The organism is Sphingomonas sp. CFBP 13714 (assembly GCF_014842205.1).
Taxonomy (GTDB): domain Bacteria; phylum Pseudomonadota; class Alphaproteobacteria; order Sphingomonadales; family Sphingomonadaceae; genus Sphingomonas; species Sphingomonas aerolata.
The window spans coordinates 705,651-727,618 of record NZ_JACYVG010000001.1; the positions used below are offsets into that span (position 1 = coordinate 705,651).

Annotated in this window: 18 protein-coding genes; 9 read left to right on the plus strand and 9 right to left on the minus strand. The window is 69.0% G+C overall.

What is annotated here, in order from left to right; translation table 11 throughout:
• Positions 1-127: 127 nt before the first annotated feature.
• A complete protein-coding gene (locus tag IFT54_RS03480) occupies positions 128-3,097 on the plus strand; it encodes a TonB-dependent receptor (RefSeq protein WP_244648493.1) in 2,970 nt (989 codons plus the stop codon).
• A gap of 178 nt (positions 3,098-3,275) precedes the next feature.
• Here IFT54_RS03480 and IFT54_RS03485 read toward each other — a convergent pair whose 3' ends face one another.
• Genes IFT54_RS03485 through IFT54_RS03495 form a run of 3 tightly spaced genes read right to left on the minus strand, consistent with a single transcriptional unit; the run spans position 3,276 to position 4,922 of the window.
• Positions 3,276-3,659 (minus strand): barstar family protein, encoded by a 384-nt coding sequence (locus IFT54_RS03485; protein WP_192069561.1) that lies wholly within the window; start codon positions 3,657-3,659, stop codon positions 3,276-3,278.
• Positions 3,660-3,699: 40 nt separating this feature from the next.
• Positions 3,700-3,840, minus strand: coding sequence for a hypothetical protein (locus tag IFT54_RS03490; RefSeq protein ID WP_192069562.1), 141 nt, complete (start codon positions 3,838-3,840; stop codon positions 3,700-3,702).
• Positions 3,837-4,922 carry a Ca2+-dependent phosphoinositide-specific phospholipase C gene (locus tag IFT54_RS03495; protein WP_244648495.1) on the minus strand — a complete coding sequence of 362 codons (1,086 nt, stop codon included), beginning with the start codon at positions 4,920-4,922 and terminating at the stop codon, positions 3,837-3,839. Before IFT54_RS03495 ends, IFT54_RS03490 begins: the two co-directional genes overlap by 4 nt.
• A 242-nt stretch (positions 4,923-5,164) precedes the next feature.
• Between IFT54_RS03495 and IFT54_RS03500 the strand changes: the two genes are divergently transcribed.
• Genes IFT54_RS03500 through IFT54_RS03510 form a run of 3 tightly spaced genes read left to right on the plus strand, consistent with a single transcriptional unit; the run spans position 5,165 to position 9,505 of the window.
• Positions 5,165-5,653, plus strand: coding sequence for a YfiR/HmsC family protein (locus IFT54_RS03500; protein WP_192069563.1), 489 nt, complete (start codon positions 5,165-5,167; stop codon positions 5,651-5,653).
• Between the two features lie 2 nt (positions 5,654-5,655).
• On the plus strand, positions 5,656-7,695 hold the full coding sequence (locus IFT54_RS03505) for a TonB-dependent receptor plug domain-containing protein (protein WP_192069564.1): 2,040 nt from the start codon (positions 5,656-5,658) through the stop codon (positions 7,693-7,695).
• Positions 7,685-9,505, plus strand: a complete 1,821-nt coding sequence (locus tag IFT54_RS03510; protein WP_166746330.1) for a methyl-accepting chemotaxis protein — start codon at positions 7,685-7,687, stop codon at positions 9,503-9,505. Before IFT54_RS03505 ends, IFT54_RS03510 begins: the two co-directional genes overlap by 11 nt.
• 38 nt (positions 9,506-9,543) lie before the next feature.
• On the opposite strand, the gene IFT54_RS03515 is transcribed toward IFT54_RS03510, so the two are convergent.
• Positions 9,544-10,227 carry an HPP family protein gene (locus tag IFT54_RS03515; RefSeq protein WP_192069565.1) on the minus strand — a complete coding sequence of 228 codons (684 nt, stop codon included), beginning with the start codon at positions 10,225-10,227 and terminating at the stop codon, positions 9,544-9,546.
• Between the two features lie 113 nt (positions 10,228-10,340).
• On the opposite strand from IFT54_RS03515, the gene IFT54_RS03520 reads away from it, so the two are divergent.
• Positions 10,341-11,012 (plus strand): DUF6445 family protein, encoded by a 672-nt coding sequence (locus IFT54_RS03520; RefSeq protein ID WP_192069566.1) that lies wholly within the window; start codon positions 10,341-10,343, stop codon positions 11,010-11,012.
• Positions 11,013-11,014: 2 nt separating this feature from the next.
• On the opposite strand, the gene IFT54_RS03525 is transcribed toward IFT54_RS03520, so the two are convergent.
• Positions 11,015-11,809, minus strand: coding sequence for a ThuA domain-containing protein (locus IFT54_RS03525; protein WP_192069567.1), 795 nt, complete (start codon positions 11,807-11,809; stop codon positions 11,015-11,017).
• A 105-nt stretch (positions 11,810-11,914) separates the two neighbouring features.
• Between IFT54_RS03525 and IFT54_RS03530 the strand changes: the two genes are divergently transcribed.
• Positions 11,915-12,859 carry a 3-keto-disaccharide hydrolase gene (locus IFT54_RS03530; protein WP_192069568.1) on the plus strand — a complete coding sequence of 315 codons (945 nt, stop codon included), beginning with the start codon at positions 11,915-11,917 and terminating at the stop codon, positions 12,857-12,859.
• Here the strand turns inward: IFT54_RS03530 and IFT54_RS03535 are convergent.
• Positions 12,822-13,844, minus strand: a complete 1,023-nt coding sequence (locus IFT54_RS03535) for an alpha/beta hydrolase (protein WP_192069569.1) — start codon at positions 13,842-13,844, stop codon at positions 12,822-12,824. The two genes, IFT54_RS03530 and IFT54_RS03535, sit on opposite strands and share 38 nt — an antisense overlap.
• Before the next feature lie 210 nt (positions 13,845-14,054).
• Here IFT54_RS03535 and IFT54_RS03540 point away from each other — a divergent pair, with 210 nt between their 5' ends.
• The 3 genes from IFT54_RS03540 to IFT54_RS03550 are packed head-to-tail and all read left to right on the plus strand — an operon-like array spanning position 14,055 to position 18,051.
• Positions 14,055-15,344 carry a cytochrome c gene (locus tag IFT54_RS03540; RefSeq protein ID WP_192069570.1) on the plus strand — a complete coding sequence of 430 codons (1,290 nt, stop codon included), beginning with the start codon at positions 14,055-14,057 and terminating at the stop codon, positions 15,342-15,344.
• The gene (locus IFT54_RS03545; protein WP_192069571.1) at positions 15,341-15,832 is read left to right on the plus strand and encodes a (2Fe-2S)-binding protein; all 492 of its coding nucleotides are present in this window, start codon (positions 15,341-15,343) and stop codon (positions 15,830-15,832) included. The genes IFT54_RS03540 and IFT54_RS03545 overlap by 4 nt, the downstream gene beginning before the upstream one ends.
• Complete coding sequence (locus IFT54_RS03550) at positions 15,829-18,051, plus strand: molybdopterin cofactor-binding domain-containing protein (RefSeq protein ID WP_192069572.1); 2,223 nt, start codon at positions 15,829-15,831, stop codon at positions 18,049-18,051. Before IFT54_RS03545 ends, IFT54_RS03550 begins: the two co-directional genes overlap by 4 nt.
• A gap of 38 nt (positions 18,052-18,089) precedes the next feature.
• Here the strand turns inward: IFT54_RS03550 and IFT54_RS03555 are convergent, their stop codons facing one another.
• From IFT54_RS03555 to IFT54_RS03565, 3 genes are all read right to left on the minus strand, one after another.
• Positions 18,090-18,455: a DUF4440 domain-containing protein gene (locus IFT54_RS03555; protein WP_192069573.1), complete on the minus strand. Its 366-nt coding sequence runs from the start codon at positions 18,453-18,455 to the stop codon at positions 18,090-18,092.
• Positions 18,456-18,605: 150 nt separating this feature from the next.
• Positions 18,606-21,476: a TonB-dependent receptor domain-containing protein gene (locus IFT54_RS03560; RefSeq protein WP_244648497.1), complete on the minus strand. Its 2,871-nt coding sequence runs from the start codon at positions 21,474-21,476 to the stop codon at positions 18,606-18,608.
• Positions 21,477-21,627: 151 nt separating this feature from the next.
• The gene (locus IFT54_RS03565) at positions 21,628-21,948 is read right to left on the minus strand and encodes an HNH endonuclease signature motif containing protein (protein WP_192069710.1); all 321 of its coding nucleotides are present in this window, start codon (positions 21,946-21,948) and stop codon (positions 21,628-21,630) included.
• Between the last annotated feature and the right edge of the window lie 20 nt (positions 21,949-21,968).

The window sequence follows — 21,968 nt, forward strand, 5'->3', positions numbered from 1 at the left end:
ACTGTCCGGATCCGTCGGGCTGCGCCGTCTTCCTCCCGAATGGCGCGTGGGGGCGCCATGACGGGGGATTATCATGACGCGGTTTTACGGAACGTCGGCACTCGCTCTGGCGGTATGCGCGCTCACAATGCCAGCGACGGCACACGCAGTGTCGGCGGGCACGCAGCCGGCGGGAACGCGCGCGTTCGCCATTCCCGCAGGCGACCTGGCCGCGGCGCTGTCGGCCTATTCGAGCGCGACGGGGATGCAGGTGATCGCGGCGCCCGCGCTGATCCAGGGACAGCGGACCGGGGGGGTGAGCGGGCGGCTGACCGCGCCGGCGGCCCTCGCCGTGCTGCTGCGCGGCACGGGCCTGCACCCGGTCGAGAGCAACGGCGTGCTGGTCCTGCGGCGCGCGCCGCCGCGCCCGGGCCTGCGCACCGTCAGCGCACCCGCGCCGGTAGCGACGCCGGCGGTCGCGGGGGGCGTCGCGGGGGGCGTGTCGACGCTGGGAGCAGAGCCGGTCGCGGTCGCCGACGACATCGTCGTCAACGGCTATCGCCGCAGCCTGCTCGCCGCGCAGGAGCTCAAGCGCCGCGCGGTCGGGACCGAGGACAATATCGTCGCGTCCGACATCGCCGCCTTTCCCGACCTCAATCTCGCCGAAGCGCTGCAACGCGTCCCCGGCGTCGCGATCACCCGCGACACCGGCGAAGGCCGCCAGATCGCGCTGCGCGGGCTCGGCCCCGATTTCACGCGCACCCAGCTGAACGGCATGGAGGTGCTCGGCAATACCGCGTCGGGGATGGACAATCGCGGCAACGTCAGCCGCAGCCGCGGCTTCGACTTCAGCCTGTTCGCGTCCGAGCTGTTCAACCGCGTCAGCGTGCAGAAGAGCTATGCCGCCAATCAGGACGAGGGCGGGATCGCCGGGACGGTCCAGCTCTTCACCGCCAAGCCGTTCGACTATGACGGGCAGAAGATCGTGCTGTCGGCCAAGGGCCAGACCAACGACCAGACCAGCGGCATCACCCCGCGGCTCGTCGGGCTGTTCTCGCAGCGCCAGGGCGATTTCGGCGCGCTCGTCTCGGTCGCCTATTCGAAGATCCGCAACAACGAATATGGCTATCGCAACTGGAACTGGGGCAAGGTCACCTACGGCGCGAACAATATCGGGCCCGAGATCGATGCGGCGACGCGCGCGCTGCTGCGCGGCGGTACGATCTTCGCACCGCAGGCGCAGTCGCCCTCGACCTGGTACACCGACCGCGAGCGGATCGGCGTCACCAGCGCGCTGCAATATCATCCGGGCGATCGGTTCAAGCTGGATGTCGACCTGCTCTACGGACACCTCGCCGACAAGCGTGACGACTGGGCGATCGCGGCGGGCGGCTATAACGCGCTGACCGGCAATGTCAGCGGGACGCAGGTCATCCGCTCCGCGACGATCCAGGGCAATTCGCTCGTCGCCGCCAGCTATACCGGGATCGACCAGCGGACCGAGCATCACCGGGTCGAGAACCAGACCGATTTCTATCAGGCGGTGGCCAATGCCGAATGGAAGGTCGGCGATCGCCTGACGCTGACCGCGCTCGCCGGCTATCAGAAGTCGGCGTTCGCGCAGCCGACGTTCGACAAGATCTTCCTGCAGGCGCGCAACACCGCGTTCAGTTTCGACATGCAGCCGACGATCCCGGTCAACACCTATGGTTTCGACCTGACCAAGCCGGCGAACTGGAACGTCCAGCGGCTGGTGACGCAGGAAAACACGATCGACAACGCCTATCGCAACGGCCAGCTCCAGGCGGTCTATACGGTGTCGCCGATCCTGAAGCTCGAGCTCGGCGGCGAGTATAAGCGCTTCACCAACAGCGGGTACCAGTATCTCACCAACATCTTCTACGGGACGCAGGCGACCAGCGACCGCGCGGTACCCGATGCGCTGAAATACGTGATCAACCGCGACAGCCTGATCCCCTATATCGGCGGCGACGTCGCGGGCATCTACGCGCTGCTCGGCAACAACCGGAACCTGACCGCGGCGAACCTGACCGCGGGCAGCGACTTCCGTATCCGCGAGACGAGCTGGGCGGGCTTCACGCAGCTCGATCTCGATACCGAACTCGGTTCGATGCGGCTGCGCGGCAATGCGGGCGTGCGCTATTACCATACCGCGCTGGTCTCCAGCGGGTCGCTCGCGACCGCGACCAACGGCGTCACGGTGCTCCAGCCCGTGACGGTCAAGACCAGCAACGATGACTGGCTGCCCGCGCTCAACATCGCGCTCGACCTCACGCCGAAGCTGATCGCGCGCGCGTCGGCGAGTCGCAACGTCAACCGTCCCGGCCTGCCGCAGCTTGCCGCCGCGGGCACGCTGACGGTCGCGCCGTTCGGCGGCACGGTGTCGGTCGGCAACCCCAACCTTCAGCCGTTCCGCTCGACCTCGGTGGAAGGCGGCCTCGAATATTACATGGATCGCAACGGCTTCGCGTCGGTCGGCGTGTTCTGGAAGGATCTGGCGAGCTTCATCACTTCGGAGACGTCGCAGGTGCCCTACAGCGCCACCGGCTTTCCGGTCTCGCTGCTGCTGCCGGGGCAGGACGGCACCACGCCGTACAACTATACCCGGCCGGTCAATGGCGACGGCGCCAGCATCCGCGGGGTCGAGGCCGCGGTCCAGCACGACTTCACCTTCCTGCCCGCGCCGTTCGACCATTTCGGCGTGGTCGCCAACGGCACCTGGATCGATGGCGATCAGAAGGCGATCTACAACGGCGTCGCCCAGACCATCCCGCTGTTCAACCTGTCGAAATGGGCCGCCAACGCGACGCTGTATTTCGAGACCGAGCGGTTCGGCGCGCGCGTGTCGACCGCCTATCGCAGCCGCTACATCACCGGCGCGGGCAGCAACGCCAATGTCGGCGACGGCATCCGGCCGACCAACAACGTCGATTTCCAGATCCGCTACAGCCCGGCCGAGAATCTGCGCTTCGTGATCGAGGGGATCAACGTCACCAACCGGCCGATCGAGCAGTTCGCCGATCTCAGCGCCGACCGGACGCTCGTCTACACGCGCAGCGGCCGCATCTTCACCTTCGGCGTGACCACCAGCTTCTGACCTTCGCGTCCGCGGCGCTCCCCGCCGCGGACGCGGGCGTACGGCGTATCTCCACACAGCTGCCACGGGAGTTTGCATGAAAAGCCAAGCTACATTGTTGTCTGCCGTCGGCCTGGTCGCCGACAACCTGTTCCACATCCGCGCATCGGTGACGCCGCGATAACCCGACCGCGCCGGGTCAGGCGCGGACGAGGTGGATGTTGGGGTGGTCGGCGATGATGGTCAGGATGGTGTCGAAATAGGTCTCGCCGCGGCCCTGTTCGAGCGCGTCGAGCTGGGCGGTGATGCGTGCGGCGTCGAAGGCCGTGTTCTGGAGCTTGGCGCGGAGATGGACTCTGGTGGCGTCGATGCCGAGCGCGGCGCGGCTCGTCTCGATATCCTGCCAGACGAGGACGACCGGGGCCTTGCCCGCAAGCGCGCCGTAGCTGCCATAGAACAGGTCGTCGAGCGCATCGAGGCTGGGGCCGAGCGACCAGTCCTCGCCCGCCATGAAGACGCGGTTGATCTCGTCGTAGAAGCTCGCAATGTCGCGGATCGCGCGGCCGGCGATGGTGAGGGTCATGGCCTTGGGGTCGTCGATCATCCGCGCGCTGGTCCGTCTGCTAGCTGGCGCCGGCTTCGATCCGGCAGTGCGACATATCGGGGACAGCGCCCGCGGCGTGCGCGAGTTCCGTGCGCGCTGCGTCGATGTCGCGGCGGAAGTCGGGGGCGGTGTGCAACGTCGCGACGAGCACCGGCTTCACTTGGCGGATCCTTCGAGGTCGCCGCATTGCTTGGCGATGCGGACGGGATTGCAGCGCGCGACATCGCCCTCGGGCAGCGCGACGCGGTAGCCGCCGGCGAAGCGCGGGTCGGGCCAGAGATAGTCGGTCGAGACATAATGCGCGCCGCCCGCGAGCGCGGTGTCGCGGGGCACGCCGTCATTGGCGCGCGCCTCACGCGTGTTGGCGTCGGCGCGGGTGCGGACGAGGAAGCCCGCGCGCACGTCGCGGCGGATGCGTTCGGCGTCGCGGACCGGATCGTTGAGCGTCAGATAGGCGGCGGCGGGCGACGCCTCGTCGGTGTTGATGAAGAACACCCGGCCTTCGAGCGAGCGGCGCGTGCCGCGGTAGACCGCGACCTTGGCGGGGGGCTCGTCGAGCGCGAACAGGAACTTGCCGCGCGACGCCTCGAGCAGCGGCCAGTTGCCGGCGAGGACGGCATCGCGCAGCGTCGGATAGCGTCCCTGCACGTCGTCGGGCACGATCAGCTTGCCCGGCGCCAGCACCGAGCGGATCTCCGCATCGAGCGCGTCATAGGCGGCCGCGTCGAACGGCAGCGCGTCGATGCCGCCGCGCGCGGCGTTCTGTTCGTCCTTGGCGTTGAACATCAGCAGGATCGGGACGTGGCGCGGATGGCGGGCCGACCAGTCGCGGACGATTGTCAGGCATTCGGTGAGCAGGACGCAGCTCGACGCATTGTCGATGCCGGGGATGTGCAGCACCTTGAAGCCCGGCCGCTGCAGCTTCGGATCCGACGATCCGCGCGCATAATGCCCGCCCTGCGGATCATAGTTCACGTCGATCTCGAGCTGGCGCGCGCCCGCGTCGAGCTGGTCGACGAGGCTGCGATGCGCATAGTCGAGCGCGTCGGCCATCGCCGGATCGGCGGCGCGCACCTTCGCCATCGTCGCGGCGGGCATCGGCTGCTTGTAGCTGTTGTGCGTGCCGATGACGGCGATGTCGTTGATCCGCAGCGGCGCGGCATCCTTTGCAGTTGCGGGGCCTGCGAGCATGGCGAGGGCCTGAACCGCCGCGGTCGCCCGCAGCATCGTCGAGATACGCATGATTGTCCTGCCCTGTTGGCGCCCGGCCGGCGTCGTCGGGGGGCTATGGCCGCACCAGATGACGCGCAGAAGACCGTTCTGTTACGCGACCGTCCTAATTGGCGTGCGACGGCCCGCGGGATGGGGCCGCAGATTGTGTATCGCGGTCTCTAAGCCATTAACTAATTGGACAATATCGGGTGATAATCGCTGTCCCCTCAGTGGGGGACAGCGTGTTTAGACCTTGGATATGGATGTGCGGCGTGGCCGCGCTGGGCAGCGCGACGCCGCTGTCCGCGGAACTGAACGTGCCGATCGCGGCGCGGGTCGTGTCGTTCCTTCAGCCCGGTCCGGCGGGGACGGTCGCCGCGGCGATCGTGTTCGAGCCGGGCAATCCGGCATCGGAGGCCGAGGCGGCGGCGATCGAGCGGGCGATCGGATCGGGGCTGGCCGCCGGACGCAGCGCGATCCGCGCCCGCCGCGTGCCGGTCGGCGCGATCGGGTCGCTGGCCGGATTCCGCCTCGCCTTCGTCACGACGGGGTTGCGCCCGGAGCATGCCGGCATCGCCGCCGCGGCCGCCAGATCGTCGGTCCTGACGATCTCGTCGGATCCCGCCTGCGTGCAGACCGCGCGGTGCGTGGTCGGCATCACTTCGGGTCCCAAGACCCAGATCACCGTCAATCGCGCCGCGGCGCGCGCTGCCAATATCAGATTCGGGTCGGCATTCCTGATGCTGATCAAGGAAATTTAACGATGACCGTTTCGACTTTCGCCACCGGATTGCGCGCCATGCTGATGGCCGGTGCAGTGCTGTGCCCGGCCGTCGCAGGTGCGCAGGCCGTCGATTACCAGGCGTTGCAGGAGACGATCGGCGAGCCGGTGACGACCAGCGTCACGGGCAAACCCCAGCGCGCGTCCGAACTGCCCGCCTCGGCGATCATCATCACGCGCGAGGATATCGCCCGGTCGCCGGCCCGCGACGTACCCGGTTTGCTGAAGACGCATGCCGGCATCGACGTGAACAGCTGGACCGCGGGGCAGAGCGACGTGTCGGTGCGCGGCGGCGTGCAGACCTATAATGCGCGGCTGCTCGTGCTGGTCGACGGACGCCAGGTCTATCTCGATCATTATGGCATGACCGACTGGAATCTCCTGGGCGTCCAGCTCGAGGAGATCCAGCAGATCGAGCTGGTGCGCGGGCCGGCGAACGCGCTGTTCGGGTTCAACGCCGCCAGCGGCGTCGTCAACATCATCACCCGGCGCGTCGGCCAGACGCCGACCGTCACCGCGACCGCCGAGCTGGGCAATCACGACATCAGCCGGCTCGCCGGGTCGGTGACGCTGCCCGTCACCCCGGCAATCGGCATCCGCCTGGCCGGGGTCCGCGCGCGCGAGGACGAGCGCCGCATCCCGGCGACGCTGCTGCGCCCGGCGATGGTCAGCGACGTCGCGAGCGACCAGGTGTCGGGCGACATCACCGGTTCGTTCGACGGACTGGAGACGGTGCTGGGCGGCGGCCATTCGACCAATCGGCAGGCCGAGTATCTGCCGAGCCAGCTGCTGTCGAACCAGCGCTATCGCAGCGACAACGTCCATGCCTCGGCCACGCGCGACACGGGCTGGGGCGGCGTGACGCTGGGCGGCTATGTCAACTGGCTCGATGTGCAATATGGCGTCGGCGCGACGGCGGATGCGACCGAGCCGCTCGGGTTCAAGAACCGGATCATCGTCACCCAGGCGTCGACGCTGGTCCGGCTGGGCAAGAGCGATACGCTGCGGCTCGGCGGCGAATATCGCAATAACCGGCTGCGCTCGGCCTATCAGTTCGCCGAACGGATCTCGTATGACGTCGGATCGGCCAATGCGATGCTCGACCTGCATCCGGATGAGGCGGTTTCGATCACCGCGGCGGCGCGGATCGACCGGCTCTGGCTGCACCAGGCGGGCGCGATCGCGCAGCCGAGCTATGACGTGGCGAGCGATTTCGACCGGGCCTTCACCCGGTTCAGCTTCAACGTCGCACTGCTCGTCCAGACCGATGCGCGCGGCCAGCTGCGGATCAATGGCGGTCGCGGCTACCAGCTGCCGTCGCTGGTGAATTACGGGATCCGCCTGCCGATCATCACCCCGGCGCCGGTGCCGATCTTCGTGGCAGGATCGCCGCGGATCGATCCGGTCGGCGTGTGGAGCGGCGAGGTCGGCTATGCGCGGACGATCGGCGGCACGCAGATCGAGGCGAACGCGTTCGTGACGAAGACGGACAATGCGATCGCGTCGCCGGGCGACGGCCTGCAGACCGAGCTGTTCCTGACCCCGCTGCCCTCGCTCGTCGCGCGGTTCACGGCGATCGGCGACTATGCCACCTATGGCACCGAGGTGTCGGCGTCGGGGGCGGTCGGTGCGCTCACATGGCGCGCCAATTATACCTGGACGCATACCGACGAGCAGCTGGCGTCGCTGACGCTGCCGATCCCCTATGCGCTGTCGCCCAAGTCGACGACGCCGGTCCACAAGGCCAATCTGGCGCTCGGCTATGACATCGGGCGACTGTCGCTGTCGGGTGTCGCCCGGTACACGTCGTCGACGCGGCAATTCGCCTTCTCGTCGACGCCGCAGCTGCTGCTCTACCGGGTCGACGATGCGGTGGCGCTCGATGCGCGGGCGGGGCTGCGGCTGACCTCCGCGCTCGAAGTCTATGTCGCGGGCGAGAATCTGGCGCTGGCGGACGGCGCCGCGGTATCGCCGATCCCGGCGGATCGTCGCGTGCGCGCAGGGGTGCGACTTGCGCTTTAACGCGTTCTTCCGGCTGTCGGACCGGCTCGACCGCAGGCTGGCGCTCGCCGACCGGCCGATCGCGGTCAAGGTCGCAGCGACGCCGGTCATCATGCTGGTGCTGTTCGTGGTGATGGCGCTGGCCAGCACCGCGGCGCTGCTGATCACCGGGCGCAGCGTCGACGACATCGTCAACCGCGACATGCGCGATATCAAGCAGCTCAACGCGATCACGCAGCGGTTCGATATCGCCAACGCGAACGTCTATCACCTGCTGGTGACGAAGGCGGCGACGCCGACGATCGCGGTCGACGGGCAGGTGGCGGCGATTCACCGCGACCTGGCCCGGGTCCGTACGGCGCTGGTCGGCTACCGGCGCAGCCACGCCGGGCAACGCGCCCAGCTGGGCCCGGTGCTCGCCGATCTCGACCGATATACCGCGACCGTCGACGTGCTGACGTCGATGCTCGAAGTCGACTTTGCCAGCACCGCGGCGATGGTCGACCCGTTTCGTGCCAATGCGCAGCAGATCGATGCGCGGATCCGGCGCGTGACCGCCGCGGGGATCGGCCGCGCCGGGCAGGCGGCATCGGGGGCGCTGCTGGTCACGCATGTCACGATCGCGATCCTGCTGCTCGTCCTGCTCGTCGGCACGGGCGGCAGCCTGGTGATGGCCTATGTGATCGGGCGATCGATCATCGGCTCGATCACCGACATTGCGGCGGCGACGGATGCGGTGATGCACGAGGCCGCGATCGATCTGTCGACGCTCAAGCGGCATGACGAGCTGGGGCTGGTCGTCACCGCGCTGACGACGTTCCAGACGCAGCGCGAGGATGCGAAACGCCTCGCGGATCAGGCCGAGGTGCTGCGTCGCCATGCCGAGGAGGAAAAGGCGCGCCAGGCCAGCGCGATCGCCGAGGTCGAGGCGCAGGCGCGGCGCGAGCGCGAGGCCACGCTGGCCGCGCTGGCCGAGGCGTTCGAACGCCAGGTCGGCGGCATCATCCGCGAGGCGCAGGAGGCGATGGCGCTGCTCGAGGCGAATGCGATCAGCCTGCACGAGACGATCGAGGGCAATCGCCGGCTGGCGCAGGAGCTCGACGCGATCGCGCAGCTGTTCGCGACCGAGATGCTCGAGGCGGGCAAGGAGACGCATCTGCTGGCGCACACCTTCGAGGAGATCGACCGGGAGGTGGCGGGAACCAGCCTGGCCGCAAGGTCGATCAGCGACCATGCGCGCAGTGCCAACGACACCGTCGCGCTGTCGCAGGAACAGGCCAGCAGCATCGAGCAGATCGTCGACGTGATCAGCGCGATCACCAAGCAGACCAACCTGCTCGCGCTCAACGCGACGATCGAGGCGGCGCGCGCGGGACCTGCGGGCGCGGGCTTTTCGGTGGTGGCGGCCGAGATCAAGTCGCTGGCGACGCGGACGGGCGCGAGCGCGGGCGACGTGCGCTCGAAGATCGAGGCGGTCCAGGACCAGATCCGGTCGGTGGTGGCGAGCACGGGCAGTCTGGGGGCGCTGATCAACGGCATGGACGACGGCGCGGGCCGGGTGGCGGCGATGTCGCGTGCGCAGGCGCAGGCGATCGAACAGCTCAACGGGCGGATCGAGGCGGTCGAGGACCGCAGCCAGATGCTCACCGAGGCGAGCCAGCAGATCGCATCGTCGGTCGATCGCAACCTCGCTTCGGTCGACGAGGTCCAGCGGACCGGCGCGATGCTCAAGCGGACGCTGCAGTCACTGGCCGACGACGCGCATGCCTTTACCCGCCATTTCCTCGGCGATGACGCAGGCCCCGAGCGGCAGCAACGGCAGGTGGCGTGACGTTTTCGGACTGACGCGCCGCGAGACCCGGTCCGCGCTCAGCCGCGCTGGCGGCGTTGCGCGTGAAGTTCGGCCTTGGCGAGCAGCGCGTGGAGATCGTCGCGGGCGATGTCGAAGCTTTCGTGCATGTCCTCGAGCGCGGAGTCGATGTCGTCGGGGTGAAATCCAGCCGCGCGCCGTTCGGCCGCGATCGCGGCGGGGGGCAGCGTAGCGTGATGCGGATAGGGGTGCCGCGTCACGCGGTAGAAGAGGCCGGCGACCAGCACGAGCACGACAGAGTTGAGCGCGACGGGGACGAGCGCGAAGGCATAGCCCGCCGCATGGATGCCGGGCCCGCCGATCACTGCGGTCAACGCCGCCGCGCCGCCGGGCGGGTGCAGGCAGCGGAGCAGCGACATCGCCAGGATCGCAGCCCCGACCGCCACACCCGCGGCCAGCGTGGCGTCGGGGATGAGCTGAAACGCGGCGACGCCGATCGCGGCGGACAGCGTGTTGCCGCCGATGACCGGCCAGGGCTGTGCCAGCGGGCTGGACCGGACCGCAAAGACGAGCACCGCCGACGCCCCCAGCGGCGCGACGATCTGAGGAACGTCGCCGACGGGGAGCAGCGCGACGCAGACGAGCATCGTCAGCGCGATGCCGATACAGGCACCGACGCCCCCGAGCAGGCGGTCGGCGGGAAAAGCCTTCGCCCAGAAGGCTTTGGCATGGGGCAGGGGCATGAGCGATCGTCCGTGTGGCTGAGCGTGCCGCCCCTACGCTGCGCCCGTGCATTTCGCTATGTCGCGCGTCACCGGGATCGCTAGAGGACGGTGACGATGGATGATGGCGAGTCATGATGCTGGGGGATGTGACCAGGCGGCGTATCGGCCGCGAGGCGGAGCCGCTCGTGATCATCGATGGCTTTGCCGAGGATCCGGACGGATTGCGCAAGGCGGCGGCGGACGCGGCGTTCGGATCCGCGGGCGAGCATTATCCCGGTCTCCGCGCGGCGCTGCCCGAGCGCTATCTGGCCGACCAGCTTCCGCGGATCGCCCGCGCGCTGGGCCGCGATTTCGGGCCGTGCCGCCGCATCCATGTCGTCGATGCGCAATTCTCGATCGTCACGGTGACGCCCGACGCGCTCGAGATCCGGCAACGGCTGCCGCATGTCGATGCCTATGCGCGCGACCGGATCGCGCTGATCCATTATCTGTCGCCGACGAACCGCGACGGAACCGCCTTCTTCCGTCACCGCGCCACCGGGTTCGAGACGGTCGACGAGACGCGCGCGCCCGACTTTTTCGAACGGCTCGGCCGTGAGGTCGCGGCGATGCCGCCGCACGGCTATATCGCCGACGATACCGCGCTGTTCGAGCGGACCGCGCTGGTCGATGCCGCCTATAACCGGGCGCTGCTGTACCGCAGCTATGTGCTGCACAGCGGCGCGATCGCGGGCGATGCGGTGTTGTCGGCGGATCCGGCGGCGGGGCGGCTGACGGTCACCGCGTTCCTCGCGATCGAATGAGGCTATTGCCGGCCCGCCCAGCGGATCGCGTTGACGAGCACGCGCCGATAGGTCGGGTCGTCATAGGCCTCTGGCAAATGGCCGAGCGCCGAATAGACCACCCGGCCTTTGGTGCGCGGGTTGGTCCAGATGACGGGGTGCGTGCCCATCGCGAGCTTGGCGCCCGGGCGGTAGCTCGCCTCGTCGAGCGTCGCGAGCACGGTCATGCCGCGGGCGGCCGGATTGGCGTTGAACGAATACCATTCGTCGACCGCGGTCCAGGGCAGGCGCACCCCCGCCATGACCGGATGGTCGGGGCGATCGACGACGAGCCGCGCGCGCTGGAACTGATCCTCGCCGCCCGGATGGCCCATGAACTTCGTGCCGATCACCGTGTCGCTATACCAGGCGTCGGTGTGGCTGTCGTCGCCCGCAGCATGCAGCGCGACGACGCCGCCGCCGCGCGCGACGAAGCGGGCGAAGGCCGCGCGCTGGTCTGGCGTCAGGAATCCACCGCTGGCGCTGTTGAGCACGACGACGGAAAAGTGGCGCAGCTGTTCGTCGTTGAAGACCGCCGCATTCTCGGTCGCGTAGCTCGTGCGACCCAGGCCCTGCACGATGTCGGCGAGCACGCGGTTCGAATGCGGGATATGTTCGATATGCCGCCAGCCATTGGTCTTCGACACGATCAGCACCGCGCGTTGCAGGCCCTTGGGCAGCACGGGGGCGACGGTGTCGGTCGTGGCCTTCGGCAAATGCGGATCGGGCGCGGCCTGCGCCGTGGTGAGCAGGGCGGCCAGCGCCAACATCTTGAGCATCGTGCAATCTCCCGCCCGGTCCTAGCGCGCGGGACCATCGGAGTTCAACTGTTAGCGATAACGCGCTATGCTGGGTCATAAATATGACGGGGGAGTTGAGAGCGAATGTCTGGAAAATTCAAGCGCGCGCTGGTCGCGCTGATGCTGGTGTCCACGCCTGCGACCGCGCAGACGTCACAGGACCGGGCGCGGGCGATCGCGGGCGAGCCCGCCGCGGCGGCGCAGCGGCTCAGGCTGACCGACGTTCCCGTGGCGACGGGCAAGTCGACCGCGCTGTTCGACGGGCGCAGCCTCGAGGGCTGGACCGCGTGGCTCGGCTATCCCGACCCGTCGATCACCTATCAGGCAAAGCCGGGCACGCCGCCGATCGGGACGAGCCGGGACACGAAGGGTGATTTCGCGGTGCGCAGCGTCGACGGGGCGCCGGCGATCTGGGTGAAGGGCGAGACCTGGGGCAGCCTGGTCCACCAGGCCGACCTCCGCGACTATCACCTGCGGCTGCAGTTCAAATGGGGCGCCAAAACCTGGGCGCCGCGCGCGACGCAGCCGCGCAATAATGGCCTGCTCTATCATACGCATGGCGCGCCGGGCGAGGTCTTCGGGACGTGGCGGCCCTCGGTCGAGTTCGAGATCATGACCGGATCGACCGGGATGATCGTCGCGGTCGGCGGCAAGCTGCGCGGCCGTACCGGGGTGACGTTCGACCCGTCGCTGGTCGAACCGCATCTCCGTTTCCGTGCCGGGGGACGCGAGATCGACATCATCAACGGCACGCCGACCTGGAACGTCGAGGCGGCGACCGATGCCGAACGGCCTATCGGCGCCTGGAACACGCTCGACCTCTATGTGGTCGGCGACCGCGCGGTGCATGTCGTCAACGGCGTCCCGGTCGGCGAAGTGCATGATCTGGCGACGATCGGCCCCGACGGCCGGCAGCCGCTGACACATGGCCGGATCCAGCTGCAATCCGAAGGCGCCGAGACCTGGTTCCGCGCGATCACGGTCGAGCCGATCACGACCCTGCCGAAGATCGTCGTCTCGGGGCAGTAGGGGCCGGGGCAGTAGGGGGCGGGGCGTCCGCGGCTGCGGTCTGGTCGCGCCAGATCCAGCGCAGCATGTCGGGCAGGATCGCGCCGCCGTCCGCGTCCGAATGGCCACCAAGCGTCCAGGCTGTCCTGACGTCGTAGCGCGGGCCCGGGCGGTGCTCCGCATCGGCCTGCGCGTTCGCCCAGGCGAGGCTCTTTGCCATCTGCTGGTTGGCGAGAAACCAGTTGCCATGTTCGTTGTCGAGATCGGCGGCCCCGTCCTGCAGGACGATGCGCAAGGGGCGGATCGGGCTCTTGCGGATGAGCCCGGGATAGAGGTCGCCGCCGAGCGTGCGCGGCGTGCCGTCCGGGCCGAGCGTGAGGCCGATCGACGTGTAGCTGCCGATGAAGCTGATCACGTTGCCGAACGCTTCCGGATGCCGCCAGGCGATCGTCCAGGAGGCGATCGCGCCGCTCGACGTGCCGCCGATCGCGCGGCGCTTGGGATCATCGGCGAACCGCCAGCGTGCCGCGACCGCGGGCAGCAGCTCGTTCAGGGTCATCCAGCCATAATCGTCGGACAGCGCGTCATATTCCTCCGCCCGGTGATCCGGGTTGGCCATGCCGAGCGTGTCGGGATAGTGCGCCGCGCGGTGACCGGGGGTCACGAAGATGCCGAGCGTCGGCGGAATCGCGTGCTGCAGGATCAGCGTGTCGAGGACCGCGGGCACCCTGAGCGACCCTGCCGGATTCGTCGCGCGCTGTCCGTCCTGGAACAGCAGCAGATTGGGCGGGCGGCGTGGATCATAGCCGGGCGGAACATAGACCCAGTAGCGCCGGACCGTACCGGGAAAGCGCTGCGACCGGAGTTCGAACGGGCCGGCCAGCGTTCCCCGGAGTGCTTGCGCGGGGGCTGGTGGGGGTGTGGTCTGCGCGGGGGTCTGCGCAACTGTCGCCGACACGGTCAACACGGCGCCCAGCAGGGCCGCCGCCGTCAGGATCTCGCGCATCTCCGCCCCCCGCATAGTGTCGGGTCAGCCTAGCACAGCGCGGGCGGGGTGCGAATCGGTGTGCGGGTCGGGATTATCTCCCGGCGCGGGGAGATTGTCGGCATCCGGATCGTTCAATCCCCGTCCGATCGGCCCCTGCGTCCGATGTCACACGGGGGAGACGAGACGATGCATAGGACGGCGTTTGGCGGCTCAGGGGTCTAGGCGAGGATGAGCCGACCCGGGATCAGGCGCATCGTCGTCATCGCCGTCGTGCTGCTGGGTCTGTGCGGGATCGCGTTTGCCGCAATCGCATACCGGCCCGCCATCGCCCGCGTGACGCGCCCAGATCCCCGGCAGTTCGATCTCGTACTGGTCGCGCGCGGCGCCAATCTGGCGCGACTGGGCAATTGCGTCAGCTGCCATCAGGCGGCGGGCGGGCGTCCCTATGCGGGCGGCTATCCGATCAAGACGCCGTTCGGGACGATCTATGGCAGCAACATCACGCCCGATGACGCGACCGGTATCGGATCATGGTCGCCGGCCGCGTTTCGCCGGGCGATGCGCGAGGGCGTGGGGCGCGACGGCAGTCATCTCTATCCGGCCTTTCCCTATACGCATTATGCGGGCGTGGCGGACGGCGACGTGGACGCGCTTTATGCGTTCCTGATGACCCGGCCGGCGGTGCGCGCGGTGCCGCCCGCGAACCGGATGATTCCGCCGCTCGGTTTCCGGCCGCTGCTGGCGGGCTGGAAGCTGCTGTTCTTCGATCCGCAGCCGGTGGTCGCCGATCCGCGCCAGTCGGCCGCGTGGAACCGGGGGCGTTATATCGGCGAGACGCTGGCGCATTGCACCGCCTGTCACAGTCCGCGCGGGCTGTTGCAGCAGGAGAAGCGCGGCGACCGGGCCTATGATGGCGGCTGGTCGGGCGGCTGGTATGCGCCGCCGATCAACGCGCGCTCGCCCGCGGTCCGTGCCTGGACCGTCGAGCGGCTCGACGCCTATTTCCGCACCGGGCTCAGTACGGCGCATGCCGCGGCGGCGGGGCCGATGGGGCCGGTCACCTATAATCTCGCGCGCGCGGCGCCGGCCGATGTCCGCGCGCTCGCGACCTATCATGCGTGGCAGATGCGCGCTGCGCCCGCCGCGCGGGCCGAGCCGCGGCTGCCCGATCGTAGAACGCTCGCAGGCCAGCGGCATCCCGAGGGCGCGCGGCTGTATGCGGGGGCGTGCGCGGTCTGCCACGAGCCGGGGGCGGCGATGATGGTCGCCGGGCGTCCCGCGCTGCCGCTCGGCACGCCGCTGCACGAGGCGAACCCGCGCGACACGATCCAGGTCATCCTCAAGGGGCTGAAACCGCCGGTCGCACCGCGTGGGCCGTACATGCCCGCCTTTGCCGATGCCTTGGACGACCGGCAGGTGGCGGAGATCGTCGCCTATCTGCAGGCCCGGCACGGGACGGGGCCGGCCTGGCCGGACCTCGAGAAAGACGTCGCCGCGGCGCGCAAGGAGGGTGAATGATCGACCTGACCGTCAACGGGGCGACCGCGCGCGTCGATGTCGATCCCGCCACCCCGCTGCTCTATGTGCTGCGCGACGATTTGCGGCTGCATGCGGCCAAGTTCGGGTGCGGGCTGGGGCAGTGCGGGGCGTGCACCGTGCTGGTCGACGACCGGCCGGTCTTTGCCTGCCTGCTGCCCGTCGGTGCGGTCGGTGCGCGCTCGGTCACGACGGTCGAGGGGCTGGGCAGCGCGGCGGCGCCGGGCGACGTCCAGCGCGCGTTCCTGCACGAGCAGGCGGCGCAGTGCGGCTATTGCATCCCCGGGATGATCGCGCGCGCCGAGGGGCTGTTGCGCAAGACGGTGACGCCGACCGAAACCGAGCTGCGCAGCGCGATGGCGCCGTCGCTCTGCCGGTGCGGGACGCATATGCGGATCCTGCGCGCGGTGCGGCGCGCGGCGGTGATGCGCGGCGGCGGGGTGGTCGAGCCTGCGGAGCCGGTGACGTGAGCGGACAGTCGTCGCGGCGCGACATACTCGGCGGGCTGCTGGTCGCCTTCGCGCTCGCGCCGACCGCGGCGAGGGCGCAGACCGGCGGCGGCGAGGGCAGCGGCGGACCGCCGACGGTCGCGCCCGATTTGCCGGGGACGCTCGCCAAATTCCCCGATCTCGACGCGTGGATCCGCATCGGTGCCGATGGCCAGGTCACGGTGTTCACGGGCAAGGTCGAACTGGGGACCGGCGTGAAGACCGCGATGGCGCAGCTGGCCGCGGACGAGCTCGACGTCGCGATCGGGCGGGTCGACCTGATCACCGCGGATACCGCGCTGACCCCGAACGAGGGCGTGACCGCGGGCAGCCAGACGCTCGAGCAGAGCGGGACCGCGATCGCCAATGCTGCCGCCTGTGTCCGGCTGCTGCTCGCCGAGACCGCGGCGGCGCGCTGGGGCGTGGCGGCGACGACGCTGTTCACGCGCGACGGTGTCGTGCTGGACGGGCAGGGACGGCGTGCGAGTTATGCCGAGCTTGCCGCGTCGACGTCGCTGGCGGTGCGTGCACGCGCCGACGTGCCGCGCAAGCCCGTGGCGGCGCGGCGTCTGATCGGGCGACCGGTCCCGCGCGTCGACCTGCCCGCCAAGCTGACCGGGCTGCCAAGCTATGTGCAGGACATGCGGCTGCCGGACATGGTGCATGCGCGCGTCCTGCGCGGGCCGTCGTCGGGGACGCGGCTGACGCCCGATCTTGCCGCGCTGCGACGGCAGCCGGGCGTCGCGCGGGTTGTTCAGGTCGGGCGGTTCGCGGCGATCGTCGGTCCGCGCGAATGGCCGCTCGAACAGGCGCTGCGCGTCGCCAATCAGGGCGCATGGGCACGCGACGCGGCCGTGCCCGCGCTGCCGCCGATGCCCGCGGGACTGCTGGAGATGCGGCGCGAGAGCAGTGTGATCGACACGCGGCGCGACGCGTCCGCCGCGCCGGGCGTGCGGCGGCTGTCGGCGCGGTACGACCGGCCGTATCTGATGCACGGTGCGATCGGGCCGTCCTGCGCGGTGGCGCTGATGGCCGAGGGGCAGCTGACGGTGTGGACGCACAGCCAGGGCGTCGAGCCGCTGCGCACCGCGATCGCCGAGCTGGTCGCGATGCCCGCCGACCGCGTCCGCTGCGTCCACCGCGAGGGGGCGGGCTGTTACGGGCATAATGGGGCGGACGACGTCGCGGGCGATGCCGCGCTGGTCGCGTGTGCGATGCCCGGCGTTCCGGTCCGGCTGCAATGGAGCCGCGAGCAGGAACATGGCTGGGAACCGCTCGGGCCGGCAATGCTCGCGCAGATCGACGCGACGCTCGATGCGTCGGGACGGATCGTCGACTGGCGGCATCAGGTGTGGAGCAACACGCACAGCACGCGGCCCGTCGCGGCGGGCGACCTGCTCGCAGGCGTGGAGGTGGTGCCGCCATTCGCGCCGACGCCGCCCAAGCCGATCCCGCAGCCCAATGGCGGCGGCGATCGCAACGCCATCCCGCTCTATCGCTTTGCCAACCAGAGCATCGTCAGCCATTTCCTGCCCGACATGCCGGTGCGCGTGTCGGCGTTGCGCGGGCTGGGCGCGCATCTGAACATCTTCGCGCTCGAAAGCGCGATGGACGAGCTGGCGGCGGCGGCGGGGCGCGATCCGGTCGCGTTTCGGCTGGCGCACCTCGACGATCCGCGCGCCACAGACGTGATCCGACGGGCGGCGGCGCGGTTCGGCTGGAGCCGCTACCGGCCCCGGCCCAATCGCGGGCGGGGCATCGCCTTTGCGCGTTACAAGAATCACGGCGCTTATTGCGCCGTCGCGCTCGATGTCGAGCGGATCCCCGACGAGGGGCGGCTGATCGTCCACCGCGCGGTCGTCGCGGTCGACAGCGGCGAGGCGGTCAATCCCGACGGCATCCGCAACCAGGTCGAGGGCGGGGTGCTCCAGTCGCTGAGCTGGACCGCCTACGAGGCTGCGGGGCACGACGGCACGCGCCGGACCGATTATGACTGGAGCGGCTATCCGATCCTGCGGTTCGCGGACGTGCCGCACAGCGTCGCCGTCGAGGTCATCGACCGGCCGGGTGCGCCGTTTCTCGGCACGGGCGAGTGCGCGCAGGGGCCCACCGCCGCCGCGCTCGCCAATGCGCTGGCGGCGGCGACGGGGGTCAGGACCAGGAGCATGCCGCTGGCGGGGGGGCTGGCGACGCGCTCCTGATCATCGGCGGTCGTCGGGCGACCGCCGTATTGGTCGGGTCAGGCGCCGCCGGTGACCGGGGCGAGCGTCTGCTGGTGCTGGACCACGCGCCATTCCTCATGCTCGAGCCGGCGCATCGTCGTCGTGCAATAGGCGGTATAGCCGGTTGCGCCTTCGCGACTCGCCTCGGCCTTGTAGGCGATCGCGATCAGGCCCTCCTGCGGGCGCATGATCTGCTGTTCGCTGAACCGGACCTCCGACCAGCGCGGCGTATCGGCGACCGCCTCGATCGCCTGCGCGCCGGTCATCACGAAGGGCTGTTCGGGGAGCACCATCACGCATTCGTCGTCGATCAGCGTGTGATACTGGTCCGCGTCGCCCGTCCACAGGCTTTCTTCAAATGCCCAGACCCTGGTGTCGTCCATTGCTCGTCTCCTTCTGTCGGGGTCGAGCGCGGGGACGGCCTACTTCGTTCCTCACAATCGGTGAGACGAGGGTCTTTTGGCGATCGGAGCATCCTATGTTTCCGACGCCTGTGTGGCTGCCGACCGACGCGCCGGTCGGCAGCCCTTGTCCTACAGCCCGTAGGAGAGCCGCAGGTACCCGAACCGGCCCGGGATGTCATAGGTCGTCGGGTCGAAGTTGTTCAGGCTGCAGCTGAAGCAGGCGGGGGGATCCTTGTCGAAGACGTTGTTCACGCCGAAGGTCAGCGCGAGTTTCGAATCGAGCCAGGCCGGCCGGAACTGGAGCTGGACGTCGCCGTAGAGGCGGCTCTTCAGGGCGTTCTCCGCAGCGATCTCGTCGACATTGTCGATATAGCGTCCGGTGACGCTGGCGGTGACCGGCCCCACCGACCAGTCGATCGTGCCCAGTCCCTTGAAGTGCGGATAGGTCTGATCGGGCGAGCCGCGTTCGGTGCCGACATAGTCGGTCGTGACGAAGCCGTCGGTCGCGGGCGTGCGCTCGCTGTACTTGAGCAGATAGTTGCCCGAGACGTAGAGGCCGAAGCGCCCGGCGCCCGTTTCGCCCGAGCGGACCGTCAGCGTCGCGTCGATGCCCTTGGTGCGGATGCCGCCGGTGTTGAGCAGCAGGCCGTTGATCGCGGTCACGATGCCGCTGGGGGCACGCCGCACCGCCGCGCAGCTAAGCGCGTCGCCGGTCTGCGCGCAGCGGCTGAGCAGCACCTGGGCCGGGATCGAGGCGATCGAGTCGTCGACCTTGATGTCGTAATAATTGACCTCGAGGCTGAGCGCCGAGAGCGTACCGCCGCGGGCCCAGCTGGGGCTGTAGACGCCGCCGAACAGCAGCGTCCGGGCGGTTTCAGGGCGCAGCTCGCTATTGCCGCCGGTGAGCACCGGCAACTGGCCCGAGGGTTCGGCGTAGCTGCCACTGGCGGGGACGCCGTTGGCAACGCAGTTCGCGCGAACGGTCGCGTTGGACTGGAACAGCCCGCCCGCGGCGCTGGTGCAGGGATCGTCAATCGAGGCGTCGAACCGCGACTGCGCGCCGAACAGCTCGCCGATCGACGGTGCGCGCAGCGATTCGGCATATTGGGCGCGCAGCAGCAGGTCGCTGACGGGCTTCCACAGCGCGCCGCCGCTGAGCGTCGTATTGCCCCCGAAGGTCGAATAGTTCGAATGGCGGACCGCGCCGTTCAGTTCGAGCGAGGCGATGCCGGGAATGTCGCGCAGCAGCGGCAGGCGAATTTCGCCATAGACCTCGTCGACGTTGAACTTGCCGCTCGCCGCCTGTGCCGGGATGTCCGCGCCGAGGCCCGCCTGGATGATCGGGTCGGGCGTGAAGCTGCCGAACTGATAGCGATGCTCATAGCCGATCGCGATGCCGACCGGCCCGCCGGGCAGGTCGAACAGCTCGCCGGAGATATTGGCGGTATAGTCGTTCAGCTTCTGGCGGCTGCGGTCGCGTTCGTCGAAGCCGATATAGCCGAGCATCGCCGGGGTGATCGAGCCGACCCCGCCGAAGAAGTTGAACGGCACGCATTCCCCGGTGCACTGGCTGATCGGGCCGATCGCGCGGGCAAGGCGCGCGGCGTTGATGTTGCCGGTGAACAGCTGCTTGGCATCATTATAGCCGATGACCGCGCTCGCATCCCAATACCAGTTGTGGCCGAACATCTGGAACTTGCCGTCCAGCGTGCCGGTCAGCGACATGGTGTCGACCTGCTGGCTGTAGGTGCGCTGCCCCGCCTCGACGAGGCGGCGGAAGATCGCGGTGTAGTTCTGCCCGGGGACGAGCGTCACGCCGAACGGGTTGAACGGGTTGGTGGCATCGACCGAGAGCGTGTCGAGCATGTTGCCGTTGCCGACGTCGGGACCGATGCCGAGCGGGAGGAACGCCGCCTGGTTCTGCGAATTGCGGCGGTTATAGACCGCCTTCACGCGCAGGTTGAGCGCCTCCGAAAATTCGGCGCGCGTGTTGACGAAGCCGCCGAACCGCTCGACCGGCGTCAGGAAATAGTTGAGCGGGGCGAAGTTGAACCGGTCGGCGGCGGTGAACGCCTTGAAGTCGCCGGTCGCGAGCGTCGGGTCATAGACCGGCCGGCCGCTGGCGACGGGGCCGCGCAGCGTGATGTTCTGGCCGTTCACCAGGAACCGGCCGAAGGGCGTGAAGCTGGAGCAGCCGCCGATGGGTTCGGCGCAGCTGGTCTGCCCCGGATTGGGGAATTGCGAGATGTCGCGGTCGGCAGCGCTGACCGATTCCTGCTTGGTGTAATAGCCGCCCGCGACGACGTGCACGCCCTGGCTGCCAAAGCCGTAGCTCAGCTGGTAATCCTGCGTCTTGCCGTCATTGTCGCCGAGATACTGGCCATATTGCGCCGATCCCTTGAACCCCTTCTGGTTCTGTTTGGTGATGATGTTGACGACGCCGGCGATCGCGTCGGACCCGTATTGCGTCGAGGCGCCCGATTGCAGCACCTCGATCCGTTCGATCATCGAGGACGGGATCGAGTTGAGATCGACCGTCGCCGGGATGCCGCTGGCCGACGCGCCGTTGACGAAGCGCAGTCCGTCGACGAGCACGAGCGTCCGCTTGGGGCCGAGATAGCGCAGGTCGAGCACCGCGGAGCCGGCACCGACGCCGCCGCCATCGGGCGGGTTGCCGAAATTGCCCGAGCTGTTGAACTTCGAATTGAGGCCGCCCGACGAGGCGGGCAGGCGCTGCAGGACGTCCGCGACGGACGACAGGCCGGTGCGCGCGATCGCGTTCTCATCGACGGTGATGACGGGCGATGGCTGATCGAGCGGGTCGCGGCGGATGCGCGATCCGGTGACGATGATGTCTTCGGTGGGGGCCTCGGTCGCTGCCGGCGCGGTGGGCGTCTGGGGGGCGGTCGCCAGTTGCGCCGCGGCGCCATTGGCCGCGATCAGCAGGCCCGCGCCCATCGCCAACCGCGACGAGCGCATCATCCATTTCGTCCAACGCATTTCTGTCCCCCTTGTGACACCCCGTTTTACGGCGGTGCACCATGGTTACGACGAAAATGGTTTTTATGACCATATGTTGCTGCTCCGTTACGATCAGCAATGGTAAATTGCGAAACGGGTGTTGCTTGCGGGATACACCACCAAGGTCCGTTCAAAGGGCGCTGCGCTTGCGCGTGGGGGCGCGGAAGTCGGGGGGCTTGTCGACGATCCAGCGCAGATAGCGGGCGATATCCTCGCGCGCGCGGAGCTGGTCCATCGTCGTGTAACTGGTGGCGAGGTCGCGGTTGGCGACGAAGGCATGGATGGTGCGGTGGCAGATCGGGTGCACCGGCACGGTCTGTGTGCCGCCCTCGCTCTTGGGGACGACGTGATGGCGCTCGACACGGTGGCCAAGCGGGCGGCCGCACAGGGCGCACGGCAGGTCGTCCGTCGCCTGCGCGGCCCGTGCCGCCGCCTCGACCAGTCCGGCCATCCGTTTCACGCGCCCGCCCA